The organism is Nonomuraea solani (assembly GCF_900108335.1).
GTDB lineage: Bacteria > Actinomycetota > Actinomycetes > Streptosporangiales > Streptosporangiaceae > Nonomuraea > Nonomuraea solani.
This window is the reverse complement of sequence record NZ_FNVT01000009.1, coordinates 182,434-203,965: the sequence shown is the minus strand read 5'-3', so window position 1 is coordinate 203,965 and position 21,532 is coordinate 182,434. Positions and strand designations below refer to the sequence as shown.

Here is a 21,532-nt window from a genome sequence, read left to right as displayed (position 1 = left end):
AAGGAGATCGGAGCCGTGTGTCGCCTGCCTGGACCCGCTACAGCTCGTCGGCTCCGGAGCGATACGTGGGGTGAATGCGCCATGACCCTCGGCGGGTGGTTGGATTTGCAATCGGTTGCCGTCGGCGCCGAGCAGGTGGCCACCTGGAGCGTCACCCTCATGACTCGCCGGTCCACACAGAGGCGCCGGCTCGGCGACTCGCGTGCCTCGGCGTCGGACGGCGGATCCAGTCTCACCGCGCGGCCGATGGACGGGGTTCTTGGCGCTCCGGCGCTTGGTGTCGTTTCGTAATTTGTGGTCAGGGCCCGCCGGAGAGCGAGCGCGCCGCCGGCGCCTGACAGGCAGGCGCCGGGCGGCGCGCAGGGACGGCTAACGCCAGTAGACGACCGTCAGGGTCGGCGGCTTGACGCCCGCGTCCTTGTTCTCGGACGCGGCGAAGGCCCGCCAGTTCGTCTTCTCGTTCTCATCGGCACCCCGGAGCTGGATGCCGTAGTTGGGGGCTCCCCCCGCCCAGGCCTTGGCGATGTCGGTCACCGGCCAGGCGAGATAGCCGGCGCCACCCGCGCAGGGCTCGGTCCAGGTGCGGCCGCGCCCCGCCTGGTTGGTGCTCGCACCCTGAGCGGTCGTGCCGGGCTTGTTGCCCCAGTTGAGGTTGGTCTCGTCCCAGGGGCTCGTGATGCGCTCGGCTGTGAGTCCGGAGCCGACCTTGAGACCGCAGGCGTTGGTCTCGAGGTTCCACATGCCGAGGCCGGCCAGGATCACCCGCTTGCCCTTGAGCTTGGCGGTGTCGAACGAGACCAGGCTGCGCATGACGTCGCCGCCCTGGCCGTTCTCCCACGGCATGGTGCCGGCGATGATCATCGCGTCGCCGGGGTGGGACGCCCACGAGGTCGCGACGTCGGTGTCCGTGACGACCGAGGGCATCGTGATCCCCGGGACGACGCGCACCGGATAGACCCGGTCCGGATCGGACAGGAACCCGGCGTCCGGCTTGAGCACCAGGACCCGGGCCCCGTCCTGAGACTCGACGGTGGCCGGGACCTTGGTGAGGGCGTCGCCGCGGGGCTTGCCGCGGCCGCTGGAGTCGTACATGACCGGCGGGGCCGACGAGGCGAGCACGTCGCCGCCGGTGCTCTTGAGCTGCAGGCCGCCGTCGGCGGCCTGGGTCAGGTCCGCGCCCTGTGTGCGTACCGGAATGCGTAGTTCGAGCGGACCCGTAGGCTTCTCCCGCAACACCACGTCGTGGCGGAAGCCGGTCGGCAGCACGGTCACCACCAGGTCGGCCCCCGGGCCGGCGGCGTCGGCGTAGGTGGCGACGTTGGTGCTGACCGACGGCTTGGGCAGCGGGGTCGGCCAGTCGAGCGTGAACACCCGGCCGGCGTTGTCCACGAGCTTGGCCGCCGGCCCGTCGCCGCCCCCGGAGACCTCGACGTCCGCCTGCGACACGCGCGGCTTGAGCACCGAGCCCTGCGCCACGAGGGTGGTGTCGATGGCCGCCCAGGTGTCGTCGGAGCGCTTGACGTTGGAGGGGCCCGAGGTGATCGTCGCGGTGAAGCTGCCGTCGGGGTTGGCGACGGTGGTGCTGCTCTCGTCGGTCAGGCTCGGCACGGGCACCGCGGTGCCGGTCTGGGCGGCCTGGGCGGACGCGGCCGCCTCCGGGCTCTGCCCGGCCGCGGCGGCGGCCGGGAGACCGGTTGCGGTGGCGAGCGTGACGACGGTCGTCAGGCCAAGCGCCAGTTTTCCTACCGAAGCAGAAAGTTGCATTTACGTCCTATCCTTCGTGGGACATGACAAAGACACGGCTCGCCGCTCGTCGCGTGCGTGCTCGTTCCCCGTTGCGATGATCCGCACTTCCCCGTACAAGATCTTGTCGGCCACTAGGGATATCACCGTCAAGGGGTGCGAAAAGTGAGATCCCTGACGATGTGGCATAAGTCACGGCCATCAACACCAGGTCGCGGTCCCGGCTGTCCATTGAACGTCGGGATTTCAGCGTTGCCGACTGAAATTCGAGCCCCACAGGCCATATCCGTCCGAGCCTCGTTCACGGCCGGGGGATCACCAACGACAACCCGGCCTGGGTCGCTGCCCCATGGAGCTGTTCGCGGGTGAGGGAAGCACCCGTTTCGAGGTGGTTGAGGCGACGGGCTGAGGGTACGGGTGGGGACTCAGCGCACCCGAGCACTGAGTGTGCACCAGGCAGGAACCCTCATGAGACTGGATCTCAGTGTCAGCATGTCCGCCGGCACTCCCGTCGTCGGCGTAGGCGGAGAGGTCGATCTGCTCACCGCCGATGATCTGTACGAATTCCTCGCCACGGTCATCCGCCAGCGCGGCCCGCGGCTGAGCGTGGACCTGGGGGGTGTGACCTTCATGGACTCGCGCGGCGCCTCAGCCCTGCTTCGGGTGCGCCGGCTGGCCCGGTCACTCGGCGGAAACCTCACCCTGGCCGGTCTCAGCGCTCCGGCGGCGCGGGTGCTGCGGGCCGTTCTGCCCGGCCAGGACCTCGCACCGCCCGACGAGACCGCGGCGGCCTTGCACCACCGCTGAGCGAAAGGCCGGGGAGGCGCGGTGGATGGCGAATGCGGCGGCGCTCCCTCATGCGGAAATAATGCGGGCCCACGGTTCTGGATGTTTTGTCGCGTTCCCTTTCCCGGCTTTCCTCCGTGGCGGTAACCCGTCCGCTGTTGTCGGGTGCACATCATTCAACTAGCGTAGATTTCATCAGAAGATGAATTTAAGCCATGGACAACAGGGGGAGACAACGATGGTCAATGTCGACACGCCTGTGCTCGTGGTCGGCGCCGGTCCGAGCGGGCTGACCCTGGCCAACGAGCTGGCCCGCCACGGAGTCACAGTACGGATCATCGATCGCGCGCCCGCTCCGGCGACCACGTCCCGCGCGCTGGTCGTACAGCCGCGTTCCCTGGAGATCTTCGAGGACATGGAGGTCATCGACGACGTTCTCGCCGTGGGCGGCAAGGCGCCCGGCATCAACGTCATGTTCGCCAACGACAAGAGCGTCCGGCTGGAACTCGACGACCTGCTGAACGATCCGGCCAACTACACCACCTACCAGTCCCTCTTCACGCTCTCCCAGGACGACACCGAGCGGATCCTCACCAAGAAACTGGAGGAACGCGGCGTACGCGTCGAACGTGGCCTGACGATGACGGACCTCGCCGCGGGCGAGGGGCACATGATCGTGTCCGTACGCGCGGCCGACGGCACGACACGGGCGATCCGGTGCGCCTGGGTCATCGGCTGCGACGGGGCGCACAGCGCGGTCCGCGAAGCGGCCGGGATTCCGTTCGAGGGCACCACCTATCCGGACGAGTTCATCATGGCCGACGCCGAACTCGACTGGGACCTGCCGGACGGCGACATCTACGCCTTCCCCAGCCGCGCCGGATTCATCGCGGCCTTCGCGATGCCGGGCGAGCACCGGTTCCGCATCTTCGGCAACGTGAAGGCCGGGCCCGAAGGGCCCGGTCCGGAGTACAGCGAGCCGACCCACGAGGAGTTCCAGGCGATGGTGGACGAGCGGATGCCGCTCCCCGCCACCGTGGTCAGGGAGCACTGGGTCAGCCGCTACCGGCTGCACCGGCGTGTCGCGCCGCGCTACCGCGAGGGCCGCGTCTTCCTCGTCGGCGACGCCGCCCACGTGCACAGTCCGGCTGGAGCGCAGGGCATGAACACCGGCATCCAGGACGCCTACAACCTCGCGTGGAAGCTCGCCCTCGTGGCGAACGGCATCGCCGGCGAGCCCCTCCTGGACAGCTACCAGGCCGAGCGCCACCCGGTCGGCAAACGGCTGCTCACGACCACGGACCGGCTCTTTGCGGTGATCTCCGGGCAGTCCGCCACGGCCACGTTCCTTCGCGCGCACCTGGCCCCGCAGATCGTCTCGCGGGTGCTCGCTCGCCACTCGATCCGCACCTGGCTGGTCGGCACGCTGGCGCAGCTGCGCGTCGCCTACCCGGCGAGCCCGCTCAATCATGAGGACGGTTCGGGCTGGAAGGCCGCGCCGGCGCCCGGTGACCGGGCGCGGCAGGCCGACGTGCTCATCGACGGCGAGCCCGGGCGCCTGCACGATCTCCTGCACGGTACGCGGCACACCGTGCTGCTGTTCGCCGGGACCGGCGGTGCCCGCCAGGAGGCCGAGCTGTGCCGGGTCGCCGACCGGATCAGGCACGCCTACCCGGATCTCGTGACCGCGTACGTGATCAGCACCGAGCGCCTCACCGATCACCCGGCTCTCGTCGGCGACCCGGACCGCTCCGCGCACGACCGGTACGGCCTCGGCCGGGCCGCCGCCGCGTTCGTGATCCGGCCAGACCTGCACATCTGCTACCGCGGTACGCCCATCGACACCGGCACACTCCTCGCCGAGCTCGCACGGCGGCTGCCGGGCGCGGCACCGAAAGCCGTGGATTCGCCGTTCGCGTAGCCGCGGCATGGGCGCCGGAGCAGGGCTCTGCCGTCCGGCTGCCGGGAGAGTGAGTGGAGGTGTCGCGCGGTTGGCTGCCGGATGAATTTCCGGAATGGTGGCCTCAGGCGGGATTAGCCGTCCGGCGATGGGTGAAAGTGCGCCGGTATGGAGGCGAACACCTTGTTGCCGGCCGTCATGGTGGCCACCGCGCCGGTCTCCGAGTTCACGACCGGCATCGTCGAGACGGGCGCGATCACGCGCACCGTGGCCGGCACCCCGGCGGGCAAGGTCCGCATCCCGGCGGAGCACGCGGGCAACGTCAACCACGAGCGAGCCGGCGGGCCGGCTCCCGTCCGGCCGTGACAGGAGTGGACATGAGCGACATTCTCGATCTCGATGCGCTGTGGAAGGTGCTGGTGGCCGCGGTGGTCGCCGGCGCGGGCCTGGCTGCGGTCTTCTCCCTCGCCCTGGTGGGCCTGTCCAGCGGGCGCGCGGCGGGCCGGGCCGGCGCGGGCTTGTGCTTCCTGGTCGTGGCCTGCGGGATCGTTCTCGGCCTGTACGTCATGCTGGCCAAATGACCGGCCTGAACGACGAGCCGCCGGCCGTACTCGAGCCGCGTACGGCAGCCGAGCACAGCGAACTGCTCGACACCACCCCCGGGCTGTGGGTGGACGACCGCGACGACGACGATCCGGTGCTGCTGTGCGCCGATGGCCGGCCGGTCGACACCTGGCGCCAGCACTACCCGTACCCCTCCCGTCTGCCCCGCGAGAAGTACGAGCGCGACAAACGGCTGCTGCAGATCGAGCTGCTGAAACTGCAGTACTGGATCAAGGACACCGGCCGGCGGCTGGTGGTGCTGTTCGAAGGGCGCGACGCGGCCGGCAAGGGCGGCACCATCAAGCGCTTCACCGAGCACCTCAACCCGCGCGGCGCGACCGTCGTCGCCCTGGAGAAGCCGAACGAGCGCGAACGCGGCCAATGGTACTTCCAGCGCTACATCGCCCACCTGCCGGCCAACGGCGAGATCGTGCTGTTCGACCGCTCCTGGTACAACCGGGCCGGTGTCGAGCGGGTCATGGGATTCTGCGACGAGCACGAATACCTGGAGTTCATGGAGCAGGTGCCCCGCCTGGAGAGCCTGCTGGTGGAGTCGGGTCTGCACCTGGTCAAGCTGTGGTTCTCGGTGTCGCGGGCCGAGCAGCGCACCCGGTTCATCATCCGTCAGGTGGACCCGGTCCGGCAGTGGAAGCTGTCGCCGATGGACCTGGCCTCGCTCAACAAATGGAACGACTACACCCAGGCGAAGGAGGACATGTTCCTGCACACCGACACCGAGTCGGCGCCGTGGACCGTCATCAAGAGCAACGACAAGAAGCGCGCCCGGCTGGAGGCCATGCGGCACGTGCTCAGCCTCTTCGACTACGAGGACAAGGACCATGAGGTCGTCGGCGTGCCCGATCCGCGCATCGTGACCTCCGCGGCCGACATCTTCCACGAGGACCACGCCACACCGGGCTGATCCCTATCCGGGGAGGCCGGCGATCTTGAAGCCGCCGGTCATTCGGCGCTCGTTCCAGACCTGGATCCGGCCGTCCACGATCAGCACCACCTCGTCCCGGCCGTCATGATCGTAGTCGCCCGAGGCGGCCGGGGTCGCGCGTGTCCGGAGTGCCGCGCCGCGGCGCAGCCCCTGCGGGCCGCCCCAGAAGACGCGTGGACGTAAGGGATCCCCGTCGAAGGGCCACCCGCCGCCGATGACCAGGTCGTCCTGGTCGTCCCCGTTGAGGTCGGCGGTCACCGCCTCGCCTCTCACCCCGGTGAAGCGCTGGCGGCGGCCGTCGCCGAAGTGAACGGTCAGCGTGCTGCCGGTCTCCGGTGGCTCCCGGCCTTTGTCGATCTCGTCGTCGCGGCTGCCGGTGTCGCCGACCGCGACGTCCCGTACGCCATCGCCGTCGAAGTCGCCGAACGCCGTCGCGTTGCCCTCACCCAGATCACGCCCCTTCCAGACGGGCCCGTCCGGACCCGCCCGCACCAGCCACGCGGGTCCCTGATTGTCGCCGTTGGTCTGGCCGATCAGCAGGCTGGTCGCACGACGGCCGTGGATCCGGTCGGCCGACACCTGGAACGCGTACTCGAGCGGCCAGGGCTTGAGTGTGTGGCGACTGGCGGCCCCGGCGCGGGTGAAGGGACCGTACAGGATCGCGAGAGAAACGGTGCCGGCGAACGGGCCCTCTCCTGGACCGGTCAGCCACACGCCGAGATCGGCCGCGCCATCACCGTCGAAGTCACCGAGCACGGAGGCACTGACATACCTGTCGGCGGGGAAGGGCAAGGCCACAGGCCGGGGCTTGGCGGCGACCCTCGACCGCCCGCCCCAGAACACCATCAGCGGCGCGCTCGTCAGCGTGGCCCTCACCACCACGTCGGCGTAGCCGTCGCCGTCGAGGTCGGCCGTTTTGTCGTGTACGGAGCCCTTCGACACCACGCCGGGAAGCCAGTAGGTCAGCATTGTCGTAGTCCGCGGATCGAGACCGTGCCGCGAGCCGTACACGATGGCGGTGGCGTCAGGGTCGCCCTTCCTGGGTACGGCCAGGGCCAGGTCGGCGTAGCCGTCGCCGTTGAAGTCGTCGGGCATGGCCGCGCGCCGGCCAGATGGTGAGCTCGGCGGTGTCCTGGAAGGTGCCGGCGTCTGAGCGGCATCGGGCGAAGGCGACCGTCGAGGGGTGGAGAGCGCGGGGTCCGTGCCGCACGCTGCGACGACAATGACCATGACGGCCGCCACGATCGCTTTGAAGCTCATCGCCCTACCCCCAAGATCAATCGGGCAAGCATAACGAACCCCCCGCGGCCTGCCCTCCAGCAACGCGGCCGAGTGGAGCGACATGGAACGTATGACAGCGGCCGGGAAGCGCGTGGCGGTGGTGACCGGCAGCTCACGTGGGCTGGGCCGGGCCATCGCGCGGCGGCTGGCCTCCGACGGCCTGGCCGTCGCCGTCAACGGCCCGCCCGGCGACACCCGAGCGGGCCAGGTCGCCGATGCCATCCGGGGCGAGGGCGGGATCGCCGGGGCGTTCATCGCCGATGTCACCGATCCACGGCAGGTCGCCGGACTGGTGAGCGCCGTCACCGACGCGCTGGGCCCCATCGACGTGCTGGTGCTGAACGCGACCGGGCCCCAGCCCGAAGCCCCGCTGCGCGACGTCACGTGGGAGGATCACCTCGCCCAGCTCGACTTCTTCGTCAAGAGCCCGATCCTGCTCGGCCGGCTGGTCATCCCCGGCATGCGCGCCAGGGGGTCCGGCCGCATCGTCCACATCGACTCCGAGGTCGCCCACCGTCCGCCGCCGGGCCGCTCGGCCTACGCCACCGCCAAGAACGCGCAGATCGGCCTGACCCTGAGCTGGGCCCGCGAACTGGCTCCCTTCGGCATCACCGTGAACACCGTCGCCCCCGGTTTCATCCCGGTCGAACGCCACGCCGACGTCCCGCCCGAGATCAGGAACGCCTATCTGGCCTCGGTTCCGGCCGGCCGCATGGGCACCGCCGAGGACATCGCCCACGCGGTCGCCTTCCTGGCCTCGCCCGGAGCCGGCTTCATCACCGGCCAGCGCATCGTCGTCGACGGCGGCCGCAGCCTCGGCACCTGACCCGCCCGGCCGATGCCGGTCAGGTCGTGCCTGGCATCCGGGTGGCCGGCCTTCTCATGCGCCGGCTCGCGGGAAAGGCGTCTCGGCCGCGGAAGCCGGGGTGCCGTCCGGGTGGAGTCGCAGGAAGGCGGCCGCGGCGCCGCGGGCCTGCCGGGCGATGCCGGAGGAGTCAGGCGGGTCGACGGTACGGAGCAGCAGGCTGATCATCAGGTCGCCCCAGAGCAGCGCGGCGAACTGCTCGGCCAGCTGTGACGCGGTGCCGCTGAGCAGCCCGCGTTCCTGGGCCTTGACCATGATCGCCGTCACGGCGGCCCGGCCGCTCTGGCGGCCGAGGGAGTCCAGGGCGTGGGCGACCTCGGGCGCGCGTACCGCTTCGGCGATGGCCAGCCGATAGACGGCGATGACCGTGGGATGGGTCGTCTCGGACAGCAGGCGCGTTCCGAGGGTGACGAGGGCGTGTTCGAGGCTTTGGCGGTCGTGGGGTTCGGGCAGGCCGGCGGGGGCTTGTAGCCGCTGGGCCCGCTCGCGGATGCAGGCGGCCAGCAGTTCCTGCTTGTTGCCGACCAGGGCGTACAGCTCCCGCTTGGAGACCCGGGCGCGCTTGGCGATCTCCAGCGTGCTGGTCTGGCTGTAGCCGGCCTCGGTGAACGCCGAGAAGGCCGCGTGGAGGATGCGCTGACGAGCCGGCGCGTCGCCGGGTTTCGCTGCGGACACTGTCTCTCCCTTGCTTGGTACCGGTGAGTACCGTACCATCCCTTTTGTGGTACCAAGTGGTACCGGCAAAGGAGGCAACGCCATGGACGGCACCGTGCTCGTGACCGGCGCGGCCGGCGGCACCCAGGGCAGGACCGGGCGACGCGTCACCGAGTTACTGCGAGAACGCGGCGTGCCGGTTCGCGCCATGGTCCGCACCCTCGACGAGCGCGCCGACCACCTCCGCGGCCTCGGCGCGCAGGTGGTGGTGGCCGACTTCCTCGACTTCCCGTCCATCCAGAAGGCCGTGGACGGCGTCTCCACCGTCTACTTCGCCTACCCCGTCCAGCACGGCCTGCTGGAGGCCACCGTCAACATGGCGGTGGCGGCCCGCGACGCGGGCGTGACCCGGCTCATCGACATGGTGATGCTGGTGTCCACCCCGGACGCGCCGACGCCGCGCATGCGGGAGAACTACCTGTCCGAGCAGGTCTTCGAATGGGCCGGGATCGGCGCGGCGCACGTACGGGCGACGGTGTTCTTCGAGAACATCCGCGCCCTGGCCGGCGCGACGATCGCCTCGGGCACCTTCATGGCGCCCTTCGGTGACGACGGCACCGTCATCCCGCTGGTCGCCGGGGACGACGTGGCGCGGGTGGCCGCCGCCGTACTCACCGCCGAGAACGTACCAGCGGGCGGTTCCTACTCGCTGATCGGCCAGACCCTGACGGTCAAGGAGATCGTCGAGACCCTGGCGCACGGGCTCGGCCGGCAGATCGGCTACCAGAACGTGCCGGACGAGTTCTGGGCCCAGGCGGCCAGAGACCGCATCAACGCCCACGCGGTCGAGCACCTGTCCAAGCTGTGGGCCACCCTCCGCACCCGTCCGCCCGAGTACGCCCAGTACAACGGCCCGGAAACCATCGAAAAACTGGGCGGCCGCAGACCGCAGACGTTCGCCGAGTTCGTGGCCACGGAAAGGCTCAGCTTCCCGGCACAGGCGGGAGCGGGTCCGGCCACGCCATAGTGCCGCCGCCGAGGTGGGCGCAGATCGTGCATGCCGATCAGGCTGACACCCGGACAGGTCGGGGCGAGCTTGGCTCGGCGTAAGCGGTCCGGGTGCCAGGCCGTCCCGCAGGGCCGGAACGCGCCACGTGACCCCGACTCTCAAGATCGCGCTGCGTCGCCGGGGCGGCGGGGTGCGACGCATATCTTTTTCCCATGGACAGACCATGGAGACTCCGTCCAGCGACGCCGGCCGATGCCGACTGGCTCGCCGATCTCAAAGCCCTCACCATGCGCCCAGACCTGGAACGTCTCGGACTATGGGATCCAGACTGGGCCCGTCGTCGATTCCTGGACACATACGTCCCGGCCAACACCGACATCATCGAGATCGCCGGAAAGCCGGTGGGCGCCATCGCCGTGCGAGCCGAGGTCGATACGCAGTGGATTGAACACTTCTACCTCGACCCCGCGGCCCAGGGCCGTGGCATAGGTGGTCAGGTGCTCCGGCATGTCATGGACGCCCATCGCGACGCCAGGCCTTTCCGGCTCGCGATCGACCGCGGTAGCGCGGCGCGCCGGCTCTATGAGCGAGCGGGATTCGTTCACCTCTACGACGACGCCAACGGTGTCGACCAGATCTTCGGCGCCAGCGGAGACCGTCCCGCGCAGTCGTGATGTCCAAGGGTCTGAGAGGGCGACCGTCCGTCAAAGACGGCGATGAAGGGTATGCGTCGCGCCACCGCGCTGGGGGCACGAGGCCCGCAGATGCCGATATTAGGGTCTGACCTGGAGGTTTACAAGCGTGCCGGGAAGGAAATTCCCCGGGCTCCGCGTTGTTTGGGTGGACGAGACCTCATCCTTTCGAAACGGCGCTGGCGAACCCTTCGTCAACCGCAGCCGAGTTGACGGCACCGCAAGGCCGCTCTCGTTCTCGCCCGCATCGAGCACGGCAAGGCCGAGGCGAAAGTCGCGGGGATTACATAAATGAGTGTGGCGCTTGCTGTCGGTGATGTTGCTCCAGAGCGTTTCCCCAGTTCCCGCCCTTGGATGGCGCTTTCCTGTCGAACCGACAAGAGAGTTTCTGGTCGTCCGCAGCTAATTTGTGTCTGATTACATACATCGGAACAGATGGGCCGAATTTGACGTTTAAAGACCACATCTCATAGTGACCTGTTCATTCATCAATCATTACGCATATTGAGCATGAAAAGGTCTTGCCGCAGAAGCCGATCTCCGGTCAAACTGCAGACGCTTCCCAAACAACGTCGGTAACTCCGGGCGACAGAGCCACCACCTGAACGTGCCGACACAATTCAATGAAGGGGAACTGATGCACGGACGCACCAAGAGAAGGGGCGCCTGGCTGCTGGCGCTGGCGGTCGCGGCGGCCGTCGTTGTCGGGCCGGCAGGGACCAGCGTGGCGGCAAGCCCCAGTTCAACCGCTGCCGCCTCGCTGCGGGCGTACGGGATCACCGATGACGGCACGCGGATGGCCACGTTCACGACCGACCTGCCCGAGCAGCTCGACTGGGTCAGACGGATCAGCGGGCTGGTCACCGACACCTTCGTGATCGGGATCGACTTCCGCGTCCAGGACGGCAAGTTCTATGCCGTCGGCAATCACGGCGGCATCTACACGATCTCGCTCCCGACCGGCACTCAGCCTGTGATCGTCACGAAGGTCTCCCAGCTCAGCATGACGCTCAAAGGCACGGCGTTCGGCGTCGACTTCAATCCCGCCGCCGACCGGTTACGCGTGATCAGCGACAATGGCCAGAACCTGCGGCACAACCTCAATGACGGCACAACAGTGGCGGACACCAATTTAAGCAACGGCCCAGGCTCGCCGGCCGGTGGGGTCACCGCCGCCGCCTACACCAACAATGACCTCGACGGCTCCACCGCGACCACGCTGTTCGACATCAACACCACGACCGCTCAGATCGTCATCCAATCACCGGCCAACAATGGCCTGCTGGCTCCGACCGGCGCACTCGGCGTTCCTGTCGCCACGAATGCGGGCCTCGATATTTACAGCGACCTCAGCAACGGCAAGACCGTCTCGAACTCGGCCTTCGCCACCGTTGTCGATTCGAGCACCGGCTTCGCGACCCTGAACACCGTCGACCCGCTCACCGGCGCCGCCACACCCGTCGGGGACGAGCCGTTCCCCCTGACCATCACCGACATCGCCATCGCTCTCGACACCAACTGACGCACCTCGTTCGCGGACGCGACGGCCATCTCCAGTCAGTTGGCCGTCGCCCCCCGATCGCACGGCTTCGCGCGGTTCAGGCTTGTGCTGGTTGGTATCTGGATGAGTGCCGCGCCTGGGACCAGGACCACCAGCATGCACAAGCTCCAGAAGCCGCCGGCGCAGGGGGACTGATGCGCATTCCAGACTGGGCACAGATCGCGCTGTTGAGTCGCCTTGGATGACGTCCTCTACAGCGTCCTAATGAAGAAGCCCTCGCGTAGGTCCGCCGTGGCCGGCGACAGTTCGGCGTAGGCGGCCCAGCGGTCGGCCAAGGCATCCGAACGCGCCGCCGAGGCAACGGAGAAGGTCGCCCGAGCGGAGCTGATCAGGTCCGTTGTGCCGCTGACGGGGGTTGCCATGATGGGAGCCCAGGCGTAGGTGAGCAGCGCCCCGCCTGCGAGGGTCACGCGATGGGAGTCGGACCAGCCCGTACGGCGTGACCACCGGCTGATCAGGACACCGACGCGGGAGAAGGGGACCAGGTAGCGCACGGTGGCCGCCCATGGCGGGACATCGAGGCCGACCGGCCGGGGAGACAGGCCGCAGGGACTCGATGGCGCAACATGTATCGATATAGCCCTACAAATCGGTTGTGGCTCGCTAAAGTGCTGAGGTCCGTCGCCGTCGGCCCTGGAGTCACTTTCGTCATGCCGAACGTAGAACCGCTCCGGCAGGGCGACCCACCGGTGGTCGGGGCGTACCGTCTGATCGGCCGGTTGGGTCAGGGCGGGCAGGGTGTCGTCTACCTGGGTGAAGCGGGTGACGGCAGGCCGGTGGCGGTCAAGGTGCTGCGGACCAGGGACGAGCGGCTGGCCAAGGAGATCGACGCCGCCCGCCGGGTCCAGCCGTTCTGCATCGCCCAGGTGCTGGACGCCTCGCTGGACGGCGTGCCGTACATCGTCACCGAATACATCCACGGCCCCTCGCTCCAGGAGGCGGGCCGCCACCATGGGGCCGACCTGCAGCGGCTGGCGGTGGGCACGGCCACCGCGCTGGCCGCGATCCACCAGGCGGGCATCGTCCACCGGGACTTCAAGCCCGGCAACGTGCTGCTCGCCGCGGACGGCCCGCGGGTCATCGACTTCGGCATCGCCCGCGCGATGGACCAGGCTCGTACGGCCACCAGCAGCATCGTCGGCACCCCCGCCTACATGGCGCCCGAGCAACTCGCCGGTGAGCTGGTCGGCCCGGCGGCCGACGTGTTCGCCTGGGCCTCGGTGATCGTCTTCGCCGCCACGGGTTCGCCGCCGTTCGGCGAGGACTCGCTGCCTGCGGTGATCAACCGCATTCTGCACAACGAACCCCAGCTCGCCGACCTCCCGCAACCGCTGCGCGGCATCGTCTTGCGGTGCCTGGCCAAGAATCCCGCCGAGCGGCCGACGATGCAGGACGTGATGTTGCGCCTGCTGGGCGGCCAGCCGGTGGCGCCCGGCCAACCGGGACCGGTGCAGGGACCGGGACCGGTGCAGGGACCGGGACCAGTGCAGGGACCGGGGTCGTGGCCGGGGCCGGGGTCGGGGCCCACCGCACACCGCCGGCGACCCGCGCCGGGCCGCCGTACGGCGGTGGTGGTCATGGCCGGGGCCGGGGCGGTCGCCATCGCCGCGGTCGCCACCACCGCGACGCTCGCGATGTCCTCCCGTGGCCCGAGCCCGAGCCCGTCCGCCCTGGCCCAGTCGGTCACCACGGAAACCACGACCAAGAAGCCCGCCACGACGAAACCCGCGACCAAGAAGCCCGCCACGCGGCAGCCGGCCGAGAGACGTACGACGCAACCGCCGACCAAGAAGCCCACGACGCAACCGTCGGCGGACAGGCCTGCCACGCAACGGACGACCAGCCGGCCGACCGTGAGAACCACGCCCAAGCCCGCGGCCAAGCCGAACATCCGGATCCTGTCGCTGGAGGCGATGGGGAACACGCACCCGCCCTCCGACTGCCTCTACGGGGCCGTGTTGATGAAGGCCATGGTGGAGGGGCCGCCGGGCATCGACTTCAAGTACTCCTGGGTCTTGGACGGCAAGGTCGTGGCGACCTCCCAGTGGGGGACCCGTGAAAGCGCCACGCAGTTGCCGCAGTACGGCCCCATCATGGAGCTCGGGCCGCACCGGGTCGTGCTGAAGATCACCTCACCCGTCAGCATCCAGCGCAGCGTCAGCTTCGAGAACTGCGACGACGACTGATGAACCCCCTGGCGCCGGGAGATCCGGAGTTCGCGGGCTCGTACCGGCTGTTGTTCCGGCTGGGCGAGGGCGGCCAGGGAGTGGTCTATCTGGGCCAGGCCCCGGACGGCCGGCGGGTCGCGGTCAAGGTGCTGCGGAACGGGGACGAGCGGCTGGCCAAGGAGATCGACGCCGCCCGCCGGGTCGAGCCCTTCTGTATCGCCCAGGTGCTGGACGCCTCGCTCGGCGGCATGCCGTACATCGTCACCGAATACGTCGAAGGCCCCTCGCTCCAGGAGGCGGGCCGCCACCACGGCGCGGGTCTGCAGCGGCTGGCCGTGGCCACGGCCACCGCGCTGGCCGCCATTCACCGCGCCGGCGTGGTGCACCGGGACTTCAAGCCCGGCAACGTGCTGCTCGGCCCGGGCGGCCCGCGGGTGATCGACTTCGGCATCGCCCGCGCCACCGACACCTCCCTCACCGTCACCAGCAGCATCATCGGCACCCCCGCCTACATGGCGCCCGAGCAACTCGCCGGTGCGCCGGCGGGGCCACCGGCCGACGTGTTCGCGTGGGCCGGGGTGATCGTCGCCGCCGCGACGGGCACGCCGCCGTTCGGCAACGACACCATGCCGGCAGTGATCAAGCGTGTCCTGAACGACGCGCCGTACGTGGGCGATCTGGCTCCGCCGCTGCGTGGGATCGTGCTCGACTGCCTGGCCAAGGACCCGGCCGACCGGCCCGGCATGGAAGAAGTCCTGCTCCGCCTGCTGGGCGGCACGCCGCCCACGCGCCCGGGACGGCGGAACAGGACTCAGCCGGTACGGCGGGGCGGCAAGTGGATGGTGGTGCTGCCGATCGTCGGGGGCGCCACGGTCACGGCCCTGGCCACCGCGGCGGTGGTGTGGTGGTGGCCGCCATCGATGGCACAGACCATCACGGCTCAGCCCGGCTCATCCCTTCAGCCGAGCTCGTCTCCTGACCCGAGTTCTTCCCCTGACCCGGGCTCGTCCCCGTCCTCGGCCCCCACACCGACGAGGAAGAAGACCAAGAAACCGAGCCCCACCTCGACGGCCGAGCCCAAAACGACGTCCAGGACGACGACGAAGCCCACAACCCAGACATCGACCGCCCCCAAACCCACGCAGACCACGTCAAAGCCCAGGACCGGCGGCGGAGTCAGCGTGTCGATCCACATGCAGGGCGCCAAGCTGAGCCAGGGCTGCTGGAGCAGCGGCACGACCGTCTACGTCGTGCTCAAGCCCACCGGCGGCCGCGTCGAGTACACCTACCGGTGGATCGTCAACGGCGTCGACAAGGGGCGCAGTCCCTCCCTTCCGCTGACCTCGACGCTGAAGCAGTACGGGCCCCAGGGATTGGGCTCGCCGAGCCGGAACCGGATCATCTTCAAGCTGCTGACCCCGCAACAGGTGCAGCGATCAGTGACCTTCGAGATCTGCCCGCCCTTCACCACCCAGTGAGCGCGGCGGGGCGACTTGGCATGGAACAGTGCATGCGCGGTCGCTCACGCCGCGCACCTCGTGTCGTCGGCCGGGACGCGCAGGCTCAGCAGGTAGTCGTCCACCGTCTGCCGCGTACATGAAGTGCGCCCGTAGGGGTGCCGTGCCCGGCGCCCTCGTGCGTCACCAGCACCGCGCCCCAGCGGCGCACGCCGGCCGCCAGTTCTGGCAGGCCGCGGGCGCCGGGCCGCCCGCGTACGACCTCGCGCGGTCCCGGTTCGCCGGACTCCAGCGCCGCCGGGGAATCGGACGCGCTCGCCGCCGCCGTCGCCGAGCGCTCTCCCGGCATCGTGGTCACCGACGTGCACATGCCGCCGACCTTCGCATCGCCGTCCCGACGCGGCACGCGCATCCCGGCCTGCCCGTCATGATCCTCAGCCAGTAGGTATGCGACCAAGCTCCTGGAGTTCACTGACGCCGGGGCGTCGGCTATCTGCTCAAGGACCGCATCCTGGAGGTGGGCGAGTTCGTCGACGGCGTTGAGCGGGTCGCGGCCGGCGGTTGCGTCATCGGATCCGAAGTCGTCCGCCGCCTGGTCACGCGCCATCACGATCCACACACCCGTCTCACGCCCCGCGAACGTCAGTGATGGCCGAGGGCCGCTCCAACACCGCGATCACCAACGAGCTGAACGCCGGCGACAAGGTGGCCGGCAAGCACATCAACTCGATCTTCACCAAGCTCGGCCTCCCGCCCACCGCGATCGACGGCCACCGCCGCGTCCGGGCGGTCCTGATGTATCTGCGCGCTTCTCCGACCTGGACGGCCGCAATTTCACCTGGCAAAGGCGCATGGTGAGGTGATCAGCGCTGTCTGGCCGGGCGGATGACCAGTTCGTTGACGTCCACGTCCGCCGGCTGGCCGATCGCGTACGAGATGGCGCCCGCGATGGAGTCGGCCGGGATGGAGTCGGAACGGTAGACGCGCATCGCCGCCTGCGCGTCCGGGTCGGTGATGGTGCCGGCCAGTTCGGACTCGACGACACCGGGCGAGATGGTGGTGACGCGGATGCTCGGGTCGGCCTCCAGACGCAGGCCCTCGGTGATGGCCCAGGCGGCGTACTTCGTCGCGCAGTAGACGGCCGCCGTCGGGACCACCTGGTGGGCGCCGATGGAGGCGACGGTGACGAAGTGGCCGCCACCCTGCCGCTGGAAGTGCGGGAGGGTGGCGGCGATGCCGTTGAGCAGGCCGTGGACGTTCACGTCGATCATCCGGTCCCACTCCTCGACCAGCAGCGCGTCCAGCCGGGACAGGGGCATCACGCCGGCGTTGTTGACGAACACGTCGATCCGGCCGTGCCGGCGCACGGCGGCGTCGGCGAACGCGGCGACGTCCTTGCGATCGGTGACGTCGAGCCGGTGTACGTCGACGCCGCCACCGGCAGCCCTGATCTCCTCGGCGATGGCGGCGAGGCGGTCCTCGCGGCGGGCGCCGATCACCAGGTGGTGTCCCTCGCCGGCCAGCCGCAGCGCGGTGGCCTGCCCGATGCCGCTGCTCGCGCCGGTGACGAGGATGATCTTCTGGGTGCTCATGCGGGGTTCCCTTCAGGGTGGCCGGCGCTCAGGGTGAGGTCGCGCCAGGTGTCGGAGCCGGTCTTGTGGGTGCCGAGCCGGGCGGTGGCGACCGCGCGGCCGAGGCCGGTCGAGTAGTCGGTGATGTACCAGACGGGGGTTTCGTCGCTCATGGGGGTGTCACTCCAATGGAGGGCATGCCGAGATGGGGCCTTGGCGGTACGACGGGAGGCGTCGGCGCAGGCCGTGAGAGGCGGTCGGATCAGCGCGCGGTGTCGGCGGGCCTGCCGTCGGCGGGTTCGGGGTCGGCGGTGAGGCTGCCGAGCAGGGACAGCGCCTCTTCGGACGAGCTGCCCGGGTCGGCCTGATAGACGATGAGTTGCCGGCCGGGAGCGCTGTTCACGGTCATCGACTCGTAGTGCAGGCTCAGCTCGCCGACCAGCGGATGCCGGAACCGCTTGGTCTCATGGGTCTTCTGCCGGATGTCGTGGCGGGCCCACAGCCTGCGGAAGGCCTCGCTCCTGATGGACAGCTCACCGACCACCTCGGCCAGCCGGGGATCGTCGTGATCGGCGCCGGCCGACGCCCGCAGGCCGGCGACGGTGTTGACCGCCACCCGGTCCCAGTCCGGGTAGAACCGTCGCGCGCCGGGGTCGAGGAACACCAGCCGGACCAGGTCGTCGCTGTAGGTGTGGCCGGCGAACAGGGCCTTGCCCAGGGCGTTGTGCGCCAGCACGGTCAGGCAGGGACCCAGCACCACGGCGGGCGTGCGCGGCCATGCCTCCATCATGCGCAGGAGGTGAGGGCTGACCTGCTCGCGGCGTGGTGCCGGGCGGCGCCTGCCGGAGGGCTGCCGGGCCAGCTCGTGCAGGTGCGCGGCCGCCTCCTCCGCCAGCGCCAGGGTCCGCGCCAGCGCGTCGAGGACCTGGGCGGAGGGGTGGCGTTCGCGGCCCTGCTCCAGCCGTACGTAGTAGTCGGTGCTGACCCCGGCCAGCCCGGCGACCTCTTCCCGCCGCAGCCCCGCTACCCGGCGGTGGCCGCCGGCCGGCAGGCCGATGTCCTCGGGCCGCAGCAGCTCACGGCGGGCGCGCAGGAACTGTCCGAGCCGGTTCTTCCCTTCCATGTCTTCGAGGCTAGGCCAGGGACGACGCTCGCGGGGCCGTCCAGGGGGGCCGTGCCGCACCCACCCTCATCGCGCGCGGGTCTCCGCCGGAAGCCGGTTGGCCGCTCCCCAGTCGGTGGCCCCGGGGCCGTACACCGGCCACGAGGTGCTGCCGAGAAACGCCGGTTTCGTGCTGGTGTAGAGCGACGCCGGGATCTGGGCGGACGGGCTGAGGGACCCCCACTTCAGCGTGCCGCCCTCCAGGTTGGCGCCGTGGTAGTGGTCGGTGCCCGACAGGCGGATGAGGCCGAGCTTGTTCCCGATGACGTTCTGCCGGGCCGTCTGGCCGTTGATGCTGCCGATCTGGCTGGTGGCGTGGTTGCGGAACCAGGTGTTGCCGGGGCCGGTGGCCTCCAGCTCTCCCTGGCCCAGCTTGGAGTTGTCGGCGTACCCCTCGTTGAAGCGATTGCCCTCGATGAGGTTCATGTAGGCGAACGTGCCGTGCAGGGCCAGGTCGTTGTAGCTCTGGTAGGGCGCCTCGATGGAGTTGTAGCTGACGACGTTGTTGTTGGCGCCCAACTGCATCAGAATGCCGTGCCGCAGGTCCCACAGCTTGTTGTCGCTGACGCGCACGCGCGTGGATCCCCAGTTGAGGCTGATGCCGTACGCGTAGCCGTTCTGCATGACGAAGGCGCCGTGTACGTAGTTGCGGTCGATCGAGATGTCCTTGCTCCAGTAGATGTTGATGTGGGAGCGACCGGACCTCACCGACTCGATGTCCTCGACGAAGCCGTTGTTGACCATGTGGAAGGTCAGGTTGTTGATGTTCTCCGTGGTGGGCTGGACGAGCCGTTCGATCGTGAGCTGGTCGACTCCCGCGTTCTCCAGCATGTCGATCCGCCTGACCATGGGAGCCGACGACGCCGGGTAGTCCAGGCCGATCTCCATGTTCAGGGTCAGGACGTCGCCGCTGCGCGAGAGCACCTTGAAGATCTGGGTCTCGATGGGATGGCCGTACGCGTGCCTGCCCGCGTTCTTGTAGAGCTGGACGAAGTCGCCGGCCTGCGGCGCGGACCCGCCGGGCACGGTGATCGTGTGGCCGCCCGTCACCGTGGCGCTCACCGGGTCACCGGTGTAGGCGCCGCTGAACTTCAGCTCCACGTCGGCCGCGCTGAGCAGGAACCTGGTCTGGGCACGACCGGCGCCGCGCAGGATGATGCCGTCCGTGGTGATGTTCAGCGTGGACCCGAAGTAGTACGCGCCGGGCGGGAAGTACAGCACGCGGTTGCCGGACGTGGTGGCGATGATGTCGCGGATCTTGGCGGAGGCGTCGACGCCGCTGTTGTTCGCGGGCAGTCCGCGCGTGCTGACGTCCACGGTGTAGAAGCCGCCCGGGTTGCGCCACCGGGTGTCGGCCCACCCACCGGGCGGTAACCGGTCGGCGGGGATGGCGCCGGGGTCCACGGAGCTGGAATCCACGGCGCTGGAATCCACGGCGCCGGGGTCCACGGTGCCAGGGTTCACGGGGCCGGGGTCCACGGACAGGAGTGACATCGCCAGGGCGACGGCCAGGAAACGCATGGGACCTCCTAATGGTCGGTCGTGGTCAGAAGGGGCACGTCTTTGGGGATCGAGTCGTGCCTGGCCCGCGGCGCGCGGATGTCCTCCGGCCAGGAGAGCGAGATGCCGAGCCGGTCGGTGAGCATCCGCTGGAAACCGGTCAGCAGCGCAGGCGTGCCGTACACCGCCTCCGGCTCGGTCCGCCCGGCCGAGCAGTAGGCGGACAGGGCGCCCACGGCCTCGCCGATCGACCACTCCACCGGGTGCAGGCGGTAGGCGCCGTTGGTGATGTGGGTGGTGCCGATGTTCTTGTTCGCGGCCAGCAGGTTGCGGGTCCCCTGAGGGATCAGCGCGCCGAGCGGGATCTGGAACGGGAAGCAGTCGATGTCCACGTACGTGCGGCCCGAGGTGCTCGGGTGCAGGTCGATCCGGTAGTAGCCGATGCCGACGCTGTCGCCGAAGGTCGCCGCGCCCGCGTACGCCCCGCGCATCTCGCGTCCGATGTGCTCCTCGGTGACGGTGAACAGCGCCTTGACGCGGCGCGACTCGCGGACGTAGACCTCCTTGGCCAGGCCGTCCTCCGTACCGGTGACGTCGCCACGCAGTCGCAGCCCGGGGTGACCGGCCTCCGTCTGCATCCAGTGGACCAGTGACAATGTCAGCTCCCTGGCCCGCCGGAGCGCCAGGTCCCGCGTGGCGTCGTCGACGCCGAGCAGCGGCAGCTCCCAATAGTCGATCTGCGGCCAGTTGACCAGCGTGATCTCCCCACCGGGGAAATCGGGTTCGAGGTTGCGCCTGGCCAGGATGCGCCGGTAGCGCCACAGGTCGTCGTCGGTGTCCCGCACGAAGAGCGGCCGGGTGCGGGTGGTCAGCAGGTCGGGCACCACGTCGTCCCACGACAACTGCGAGCCCGGCCAGCGCGGGTCCACCGTGTCCCGCCAGTACGCGTACCCTTCGGGCTCGTCGATCGTGTGGTCCTCGCCGGGCCGGTACTCCAGGGCGCAACACCAGCTCACGGCCTGCTGGTCCAGCGGGTCGGCCTGCTCGGGCGCGTGCAGCTCACCCGTCTCGGCCGCGCTCTCGGCCCCGATGACGTACGGCACCGCCGCCAGTTCCAGCAGCTCACCCAGCTCGGTCGCGTCCACGACAAGGGGCGCCGACAGGGTGACCTCCCGGCCGGTGCGCAGGCTGCGTACCAGGATGGAGGCGACCCGTTCCCCGTCGCGATGCGCCCGCACCGCCTCGTGCTCGGCCAGCACGCTCAACAGGCCCGAGGCGATCAGCGGCGAGAGCATCTCCTGGATGACCAGCGCCGCAACCCTGGGCTCGTGGCACAACCGCGAGACGTTGCCGAACCCGGGATTGAGCGTCTCCCACTCCCGCGCCCGCGCCGTCAGCGGATAGTTGCGCCGGTAGTGGTCACGGATGCGCCCGCGCAGCTCACGATAGCTGGGCGAGCTCAACGACGACTCGATCCACTGATGCTCGTCCGGGGGCACCGCCTGGCTGGTCAGCTGCCCGCCCAGCCAGTCGGATCGCTCGACCAGCACGACCCGCTGCCCGAGCCTGGCGGCGGTGAGCGCGGCGGCGACACCGCCCAGACCACCTCCGACGATCACAAGATCGACTTCACGCAT

At 69.6% G+C, this 21,532-nt stretch carries 22 protein-coding genes; 12 read left to right on the top strand and 10 right to left on the bottom strand.

The window, feature by feature from the left end:
- Nucleotides 1-369 precede the first annotated feature (369 nt).
- Nucleotides 370-1,764, bottom strand: coding sequence for a DNRLRE domain-containing protein (locus C4V41_RS30595; RefSeq protein WP_103959429.1), 1,395 nt, complete (start codon nt 1,762-1,764; stop codon nt 370-372).
- Between the two features lie 447 nt (nt 1,765-2,211).
- On the opposite strand from C4V41_RS30595, the gene C4V41_RS30590 reads away from it, so the two are divergent.
- The 5 genes from C4V41_RS30590 (at nt 2,212) to ppk2 (ending at nt 5,954) form a co-directional block, all read left to right on the top strand.
- Nucleotides 2,212-2,550, top strand: a complete 339-nt coding sequence (locus C4V41_RS30590) for an STAS domain-containing protein (protein WP_103959428.1) — start codon at nt 2,212-2,214, stop codon at nt 2,548-2,550.
- 217 nt (nt 2,551-2,767) lie between these two features.
- Nucleotides 2,768-4,450: an FAD-dependent monooxygenase gene (locus C4V41_RS30585; RefSeq protein WP_103959427.1), complete on the top strand. Its 1,683-nt coding sequence runs from the start codon at nt 2,768-2,770 to the stop codon at nt 4,448-4,450.
- 147 nt (nt 4,451-4,597) lie between these two features.
- The gene (locus C4V41_RS30580; RefSeq protein ID WP_103959426.1) at nt 4,598-4,795 is read left to right on the top strand and encodes a hypothetical protein; all 198 of its coding nucleotides are present in this window, start codon (nt 4,598-4,600) and stop codon (nt 4,793-4,795) included.
- 11 nt (nt 4,796-4,806) lie between these two features.
- On the top strand, nt 4,807-5,010 hold the full coding sequence (locus C4V41_RS30575; protein ID WP_103959425.1) for a hypothetical protein: 204 nt from the start codon (nt 4,807-4,809) through the stop codon (nt 5,008-5,010).
- The gene (ppk2, locus tag C4V41_RS30570; RefSeq protein WP_103959424.1) at nt 5,007-5,954 is read left to right on the top strand and encodes a polyphosphate kinase 2; all 948 of its coding nucleotides are present in this window, start codon (nt 5,007-5,009) and stop codon (nt 5,952-5,954) included. Before C4V41_RS30575 ends, ppk2 begins: the two co-directional genes overlap by 4 nt.
- Before the next feature lie 3 nt (nt 5,955-5,957).
- Here ppk2 and C4V41_RS30565 read toward each other — a convergent pair whose 3' ends face one another.
- Complete coding sequence (locus tag C4V41_RS30565) at nt 5,958-7,070, bottom strand: FG-GAP repeat domain-containing protein (RefSeq protein ID WP_160150441.1); 1,113 nt, start codon at nt 7,068-7,070, stop codon at nt 5,958-5,960.
- A gap of 247 nt (nt 7,071-7,317) precedes the next feature.
- On the opposite strand from C4V41_RS30565, the gene C4V41_RS30560 reads away from it, so the two are divergent.
- On the top strand, nt 7,318-8,082 hold the full coding sequence (locus C4V41_RS30560; protein WP_235030462.1) for an SDR family NAD(P)-dependent oxidoreductase: 765 nt from the start codon (nt 7,318-7,320) through the stop codon (nt 8,080-8,082).
- A gap of 54 nt (nt 8,083-8,136) precedes the next feature.
- Here C4V41_RS30560 and C4V41_RS30555 read toward each other — a convergent pair whose 3' ends face one another.
- Nucleotides 8,137-8,796, bottom strand: coding sequence for a TetR/AcrR family transcriptional regulator (locus tag C4V41_RS30555; protein ID WP_200824328.1), 660 nt, complete (start codon nt 8,794-8,796; stop codon nt 8,137-8,139).
- Nucleotides 8,797-8,878: 82 nt separating this feature from the next.
- Between C4V41_RS30555 and C4V41_RS30550 the strand changes: the two genes are divergently transcribed.
- From C4V41_RS30550 to C4V41_RS30540, 3 genes are all read left to right on the top strand, one after another.
- On the top strand, nt 8,879-9,802 hold the full coding sequence (locus C4V41_RS30550) for an NmrA family NAD(P)-binding protein (protein ID WP_103959421.1): 924 nt from the start codon (nt 8,879-8,881) through the stop codon (nt 9,800-9,802).
- Nucleotides 9,803-9,996: 194 nt separating this feature from the next.
- Complete coding sequence (locus C4V41_RS30545; RefSeq protein ID WP_103959420.1) at nt 9,997-10,458, top strand: GNAT family N-acetyltransferase; 462 nt, start codon at nt 9,997-9,999, stop codon at nt 10,456-10,458.
- Nucleotides 10,459-11,113: 655 nt separating this feature from the next.
- A complete protein-coding gene (locus C4V41_RS30540; protein WP_103959419.1) occupies nt 11,114-11,998 on the top strand; it encodes a DUF4394 domain-containing protein in 885 nt (294 codons plus the stop codon).
- Nucleotides 11,999-12,228: 230 nt separating this feature from the next.
- On the opposite strand, the gene C4V41_RS30535 is transcribed toward C4V41_RS30540, so the two are convergent.
- Complete coding sequence (locus tag C4V41_RS30535) at nt 12,229-12,531, bottom strand: hypothetical protein (RefSeq protein ID WP_103959418.1); 303 nt, start codon at nt 12,529-12,531, stop codon at nt 12,229-12,231.
- A gap of 156 nt (nt 12,532-12,687) precedes the next feature.
- Here C4V41_RS30535 and C4V41_RS63210 point away from each other — a divergent pair, with 156 nt between their 5' ends.
- Both C4V41_RS63210 and C4V41_RS60905 read left to right on the top strand, forming a co-directional pair.
- Nucleotides 12,688-14,223, top strand: coding sequence for a serine/threonine-protein kinase (locus C4V41_RS63210; protein ID WP_200824327.1), 1,536 nt, complete (start codon nt 12,688-12,690; stop codon nt 14,221-14,223).
- A complete protein-coding gene (locus C4V41_RS60905) occupies nt 14,223-15,683 on the top strand; it encodes a serine/threonine-protein kinase (protein WP_146103835.1) in 1,461 nt (486 codons plus the stop codon). Before C4V41_RS63210 ends, C4V41_RS60905 begins: the two co-directional genes overlap by 1 nt.
- An 85-nt stretch (nt 15,684-15,768) precedes the next feature.
- On the opposite strand, the gene C4V41_RS63205 is transcribed toward C4V41_RS60905, so the two are convergent.
- On the bottom strand, nt 15,769-16,272 hold the full coding sequence (locus C4V41_RS63205; protein ID WP_200824326.1) for a hypothetical protein: 504 nt from the start codon (nt 16,270-16,272) through the stop codon (nt 15,769-15,771).
- Between the two features lie 38 nt (nt 16,273-16,310).
- On the opposite strand from C4V41_RS63205, the gene C4V41_RS30515 reads away from it, so the two are divergent.
- Nucleotides 16,311-16,520 (top strand): helix-turn-helix domain-containing protein, encoded by a 210-nt coding sequence (locus C4V41_RS30515; protein WP_200824325.1) that lies wholly within the window; start codon nt 16,311-16,313, stop codon nt 16,518-16,520.
- Between the two features lie 5 nt (nt 16,521-16,525).
- On the opposite strand, the gene C4V41_RS30510 is transcribed toward C4V41_RS30515, so the two are convergent.
- From C4V41_RS30510 to C4V41_RS30490, 5 genes are all read right to left on the bottom strand, one after another.
- Complete coding sequence (locus C4V41_RS30510; RefSeq protein WP_103959416.1) at nt 16,526-17,254, bottom strand: SDR family oxidoreductase; 729 nt, start codon at nt 17,252-17,254, stop codon at nt 16,526-16,528.
- Entirely contained in the window at nt 17,251-17,406 is a 156-nt protein-coding gene (locus C4V41_RS30505) for a hypothetical protein (RefSeq protein WP_160150440.1), read from the bottom strand. Before C4V41_RS30505 ends, C4V41_RS30510 begins: the two co-directional genes overlap by 4 nt.
- Nucleotides 17,407-17,495: 89 nt before the next feature.
- Nucleotides 17,496-18,356: a helix-turn-helix domain-containing protein gene (locus C4V41_RS30500; RefSeq protein WP_103959415.1), complete on the bottom strand. Its 861-nt coding sequence runs from the start codon at nt 18,354-18,356 to the stop codon at nt 17,496-17,498.
- A gap of 66 nt (nt 18,357-18,422) precedes the next feature.
- Nucleotides 18,423-19,916: a pectate lyase family protein gene (locus tag C4V41_RS30495; protein ID WP_103959414.1), complete on the bottom strand. Its 1,494-nt coding sequence runs from the start codon at nt 19,914-19,916 to the stop codon at nt 18,423-18,425.
- An 8-nt stretch (nt 19,917-19,924) separates the two neighbouring features.
- Nucleotides 19,925-21,532, bottom strand: coding sequence for an FAD-dependent oxidoreductase (locus tag C4V41_RS30490; protein ID WP_103959413.1), 1,608 nt, complete (start codon nt 21,530-21,532; stop codon nt 19,925-19,927).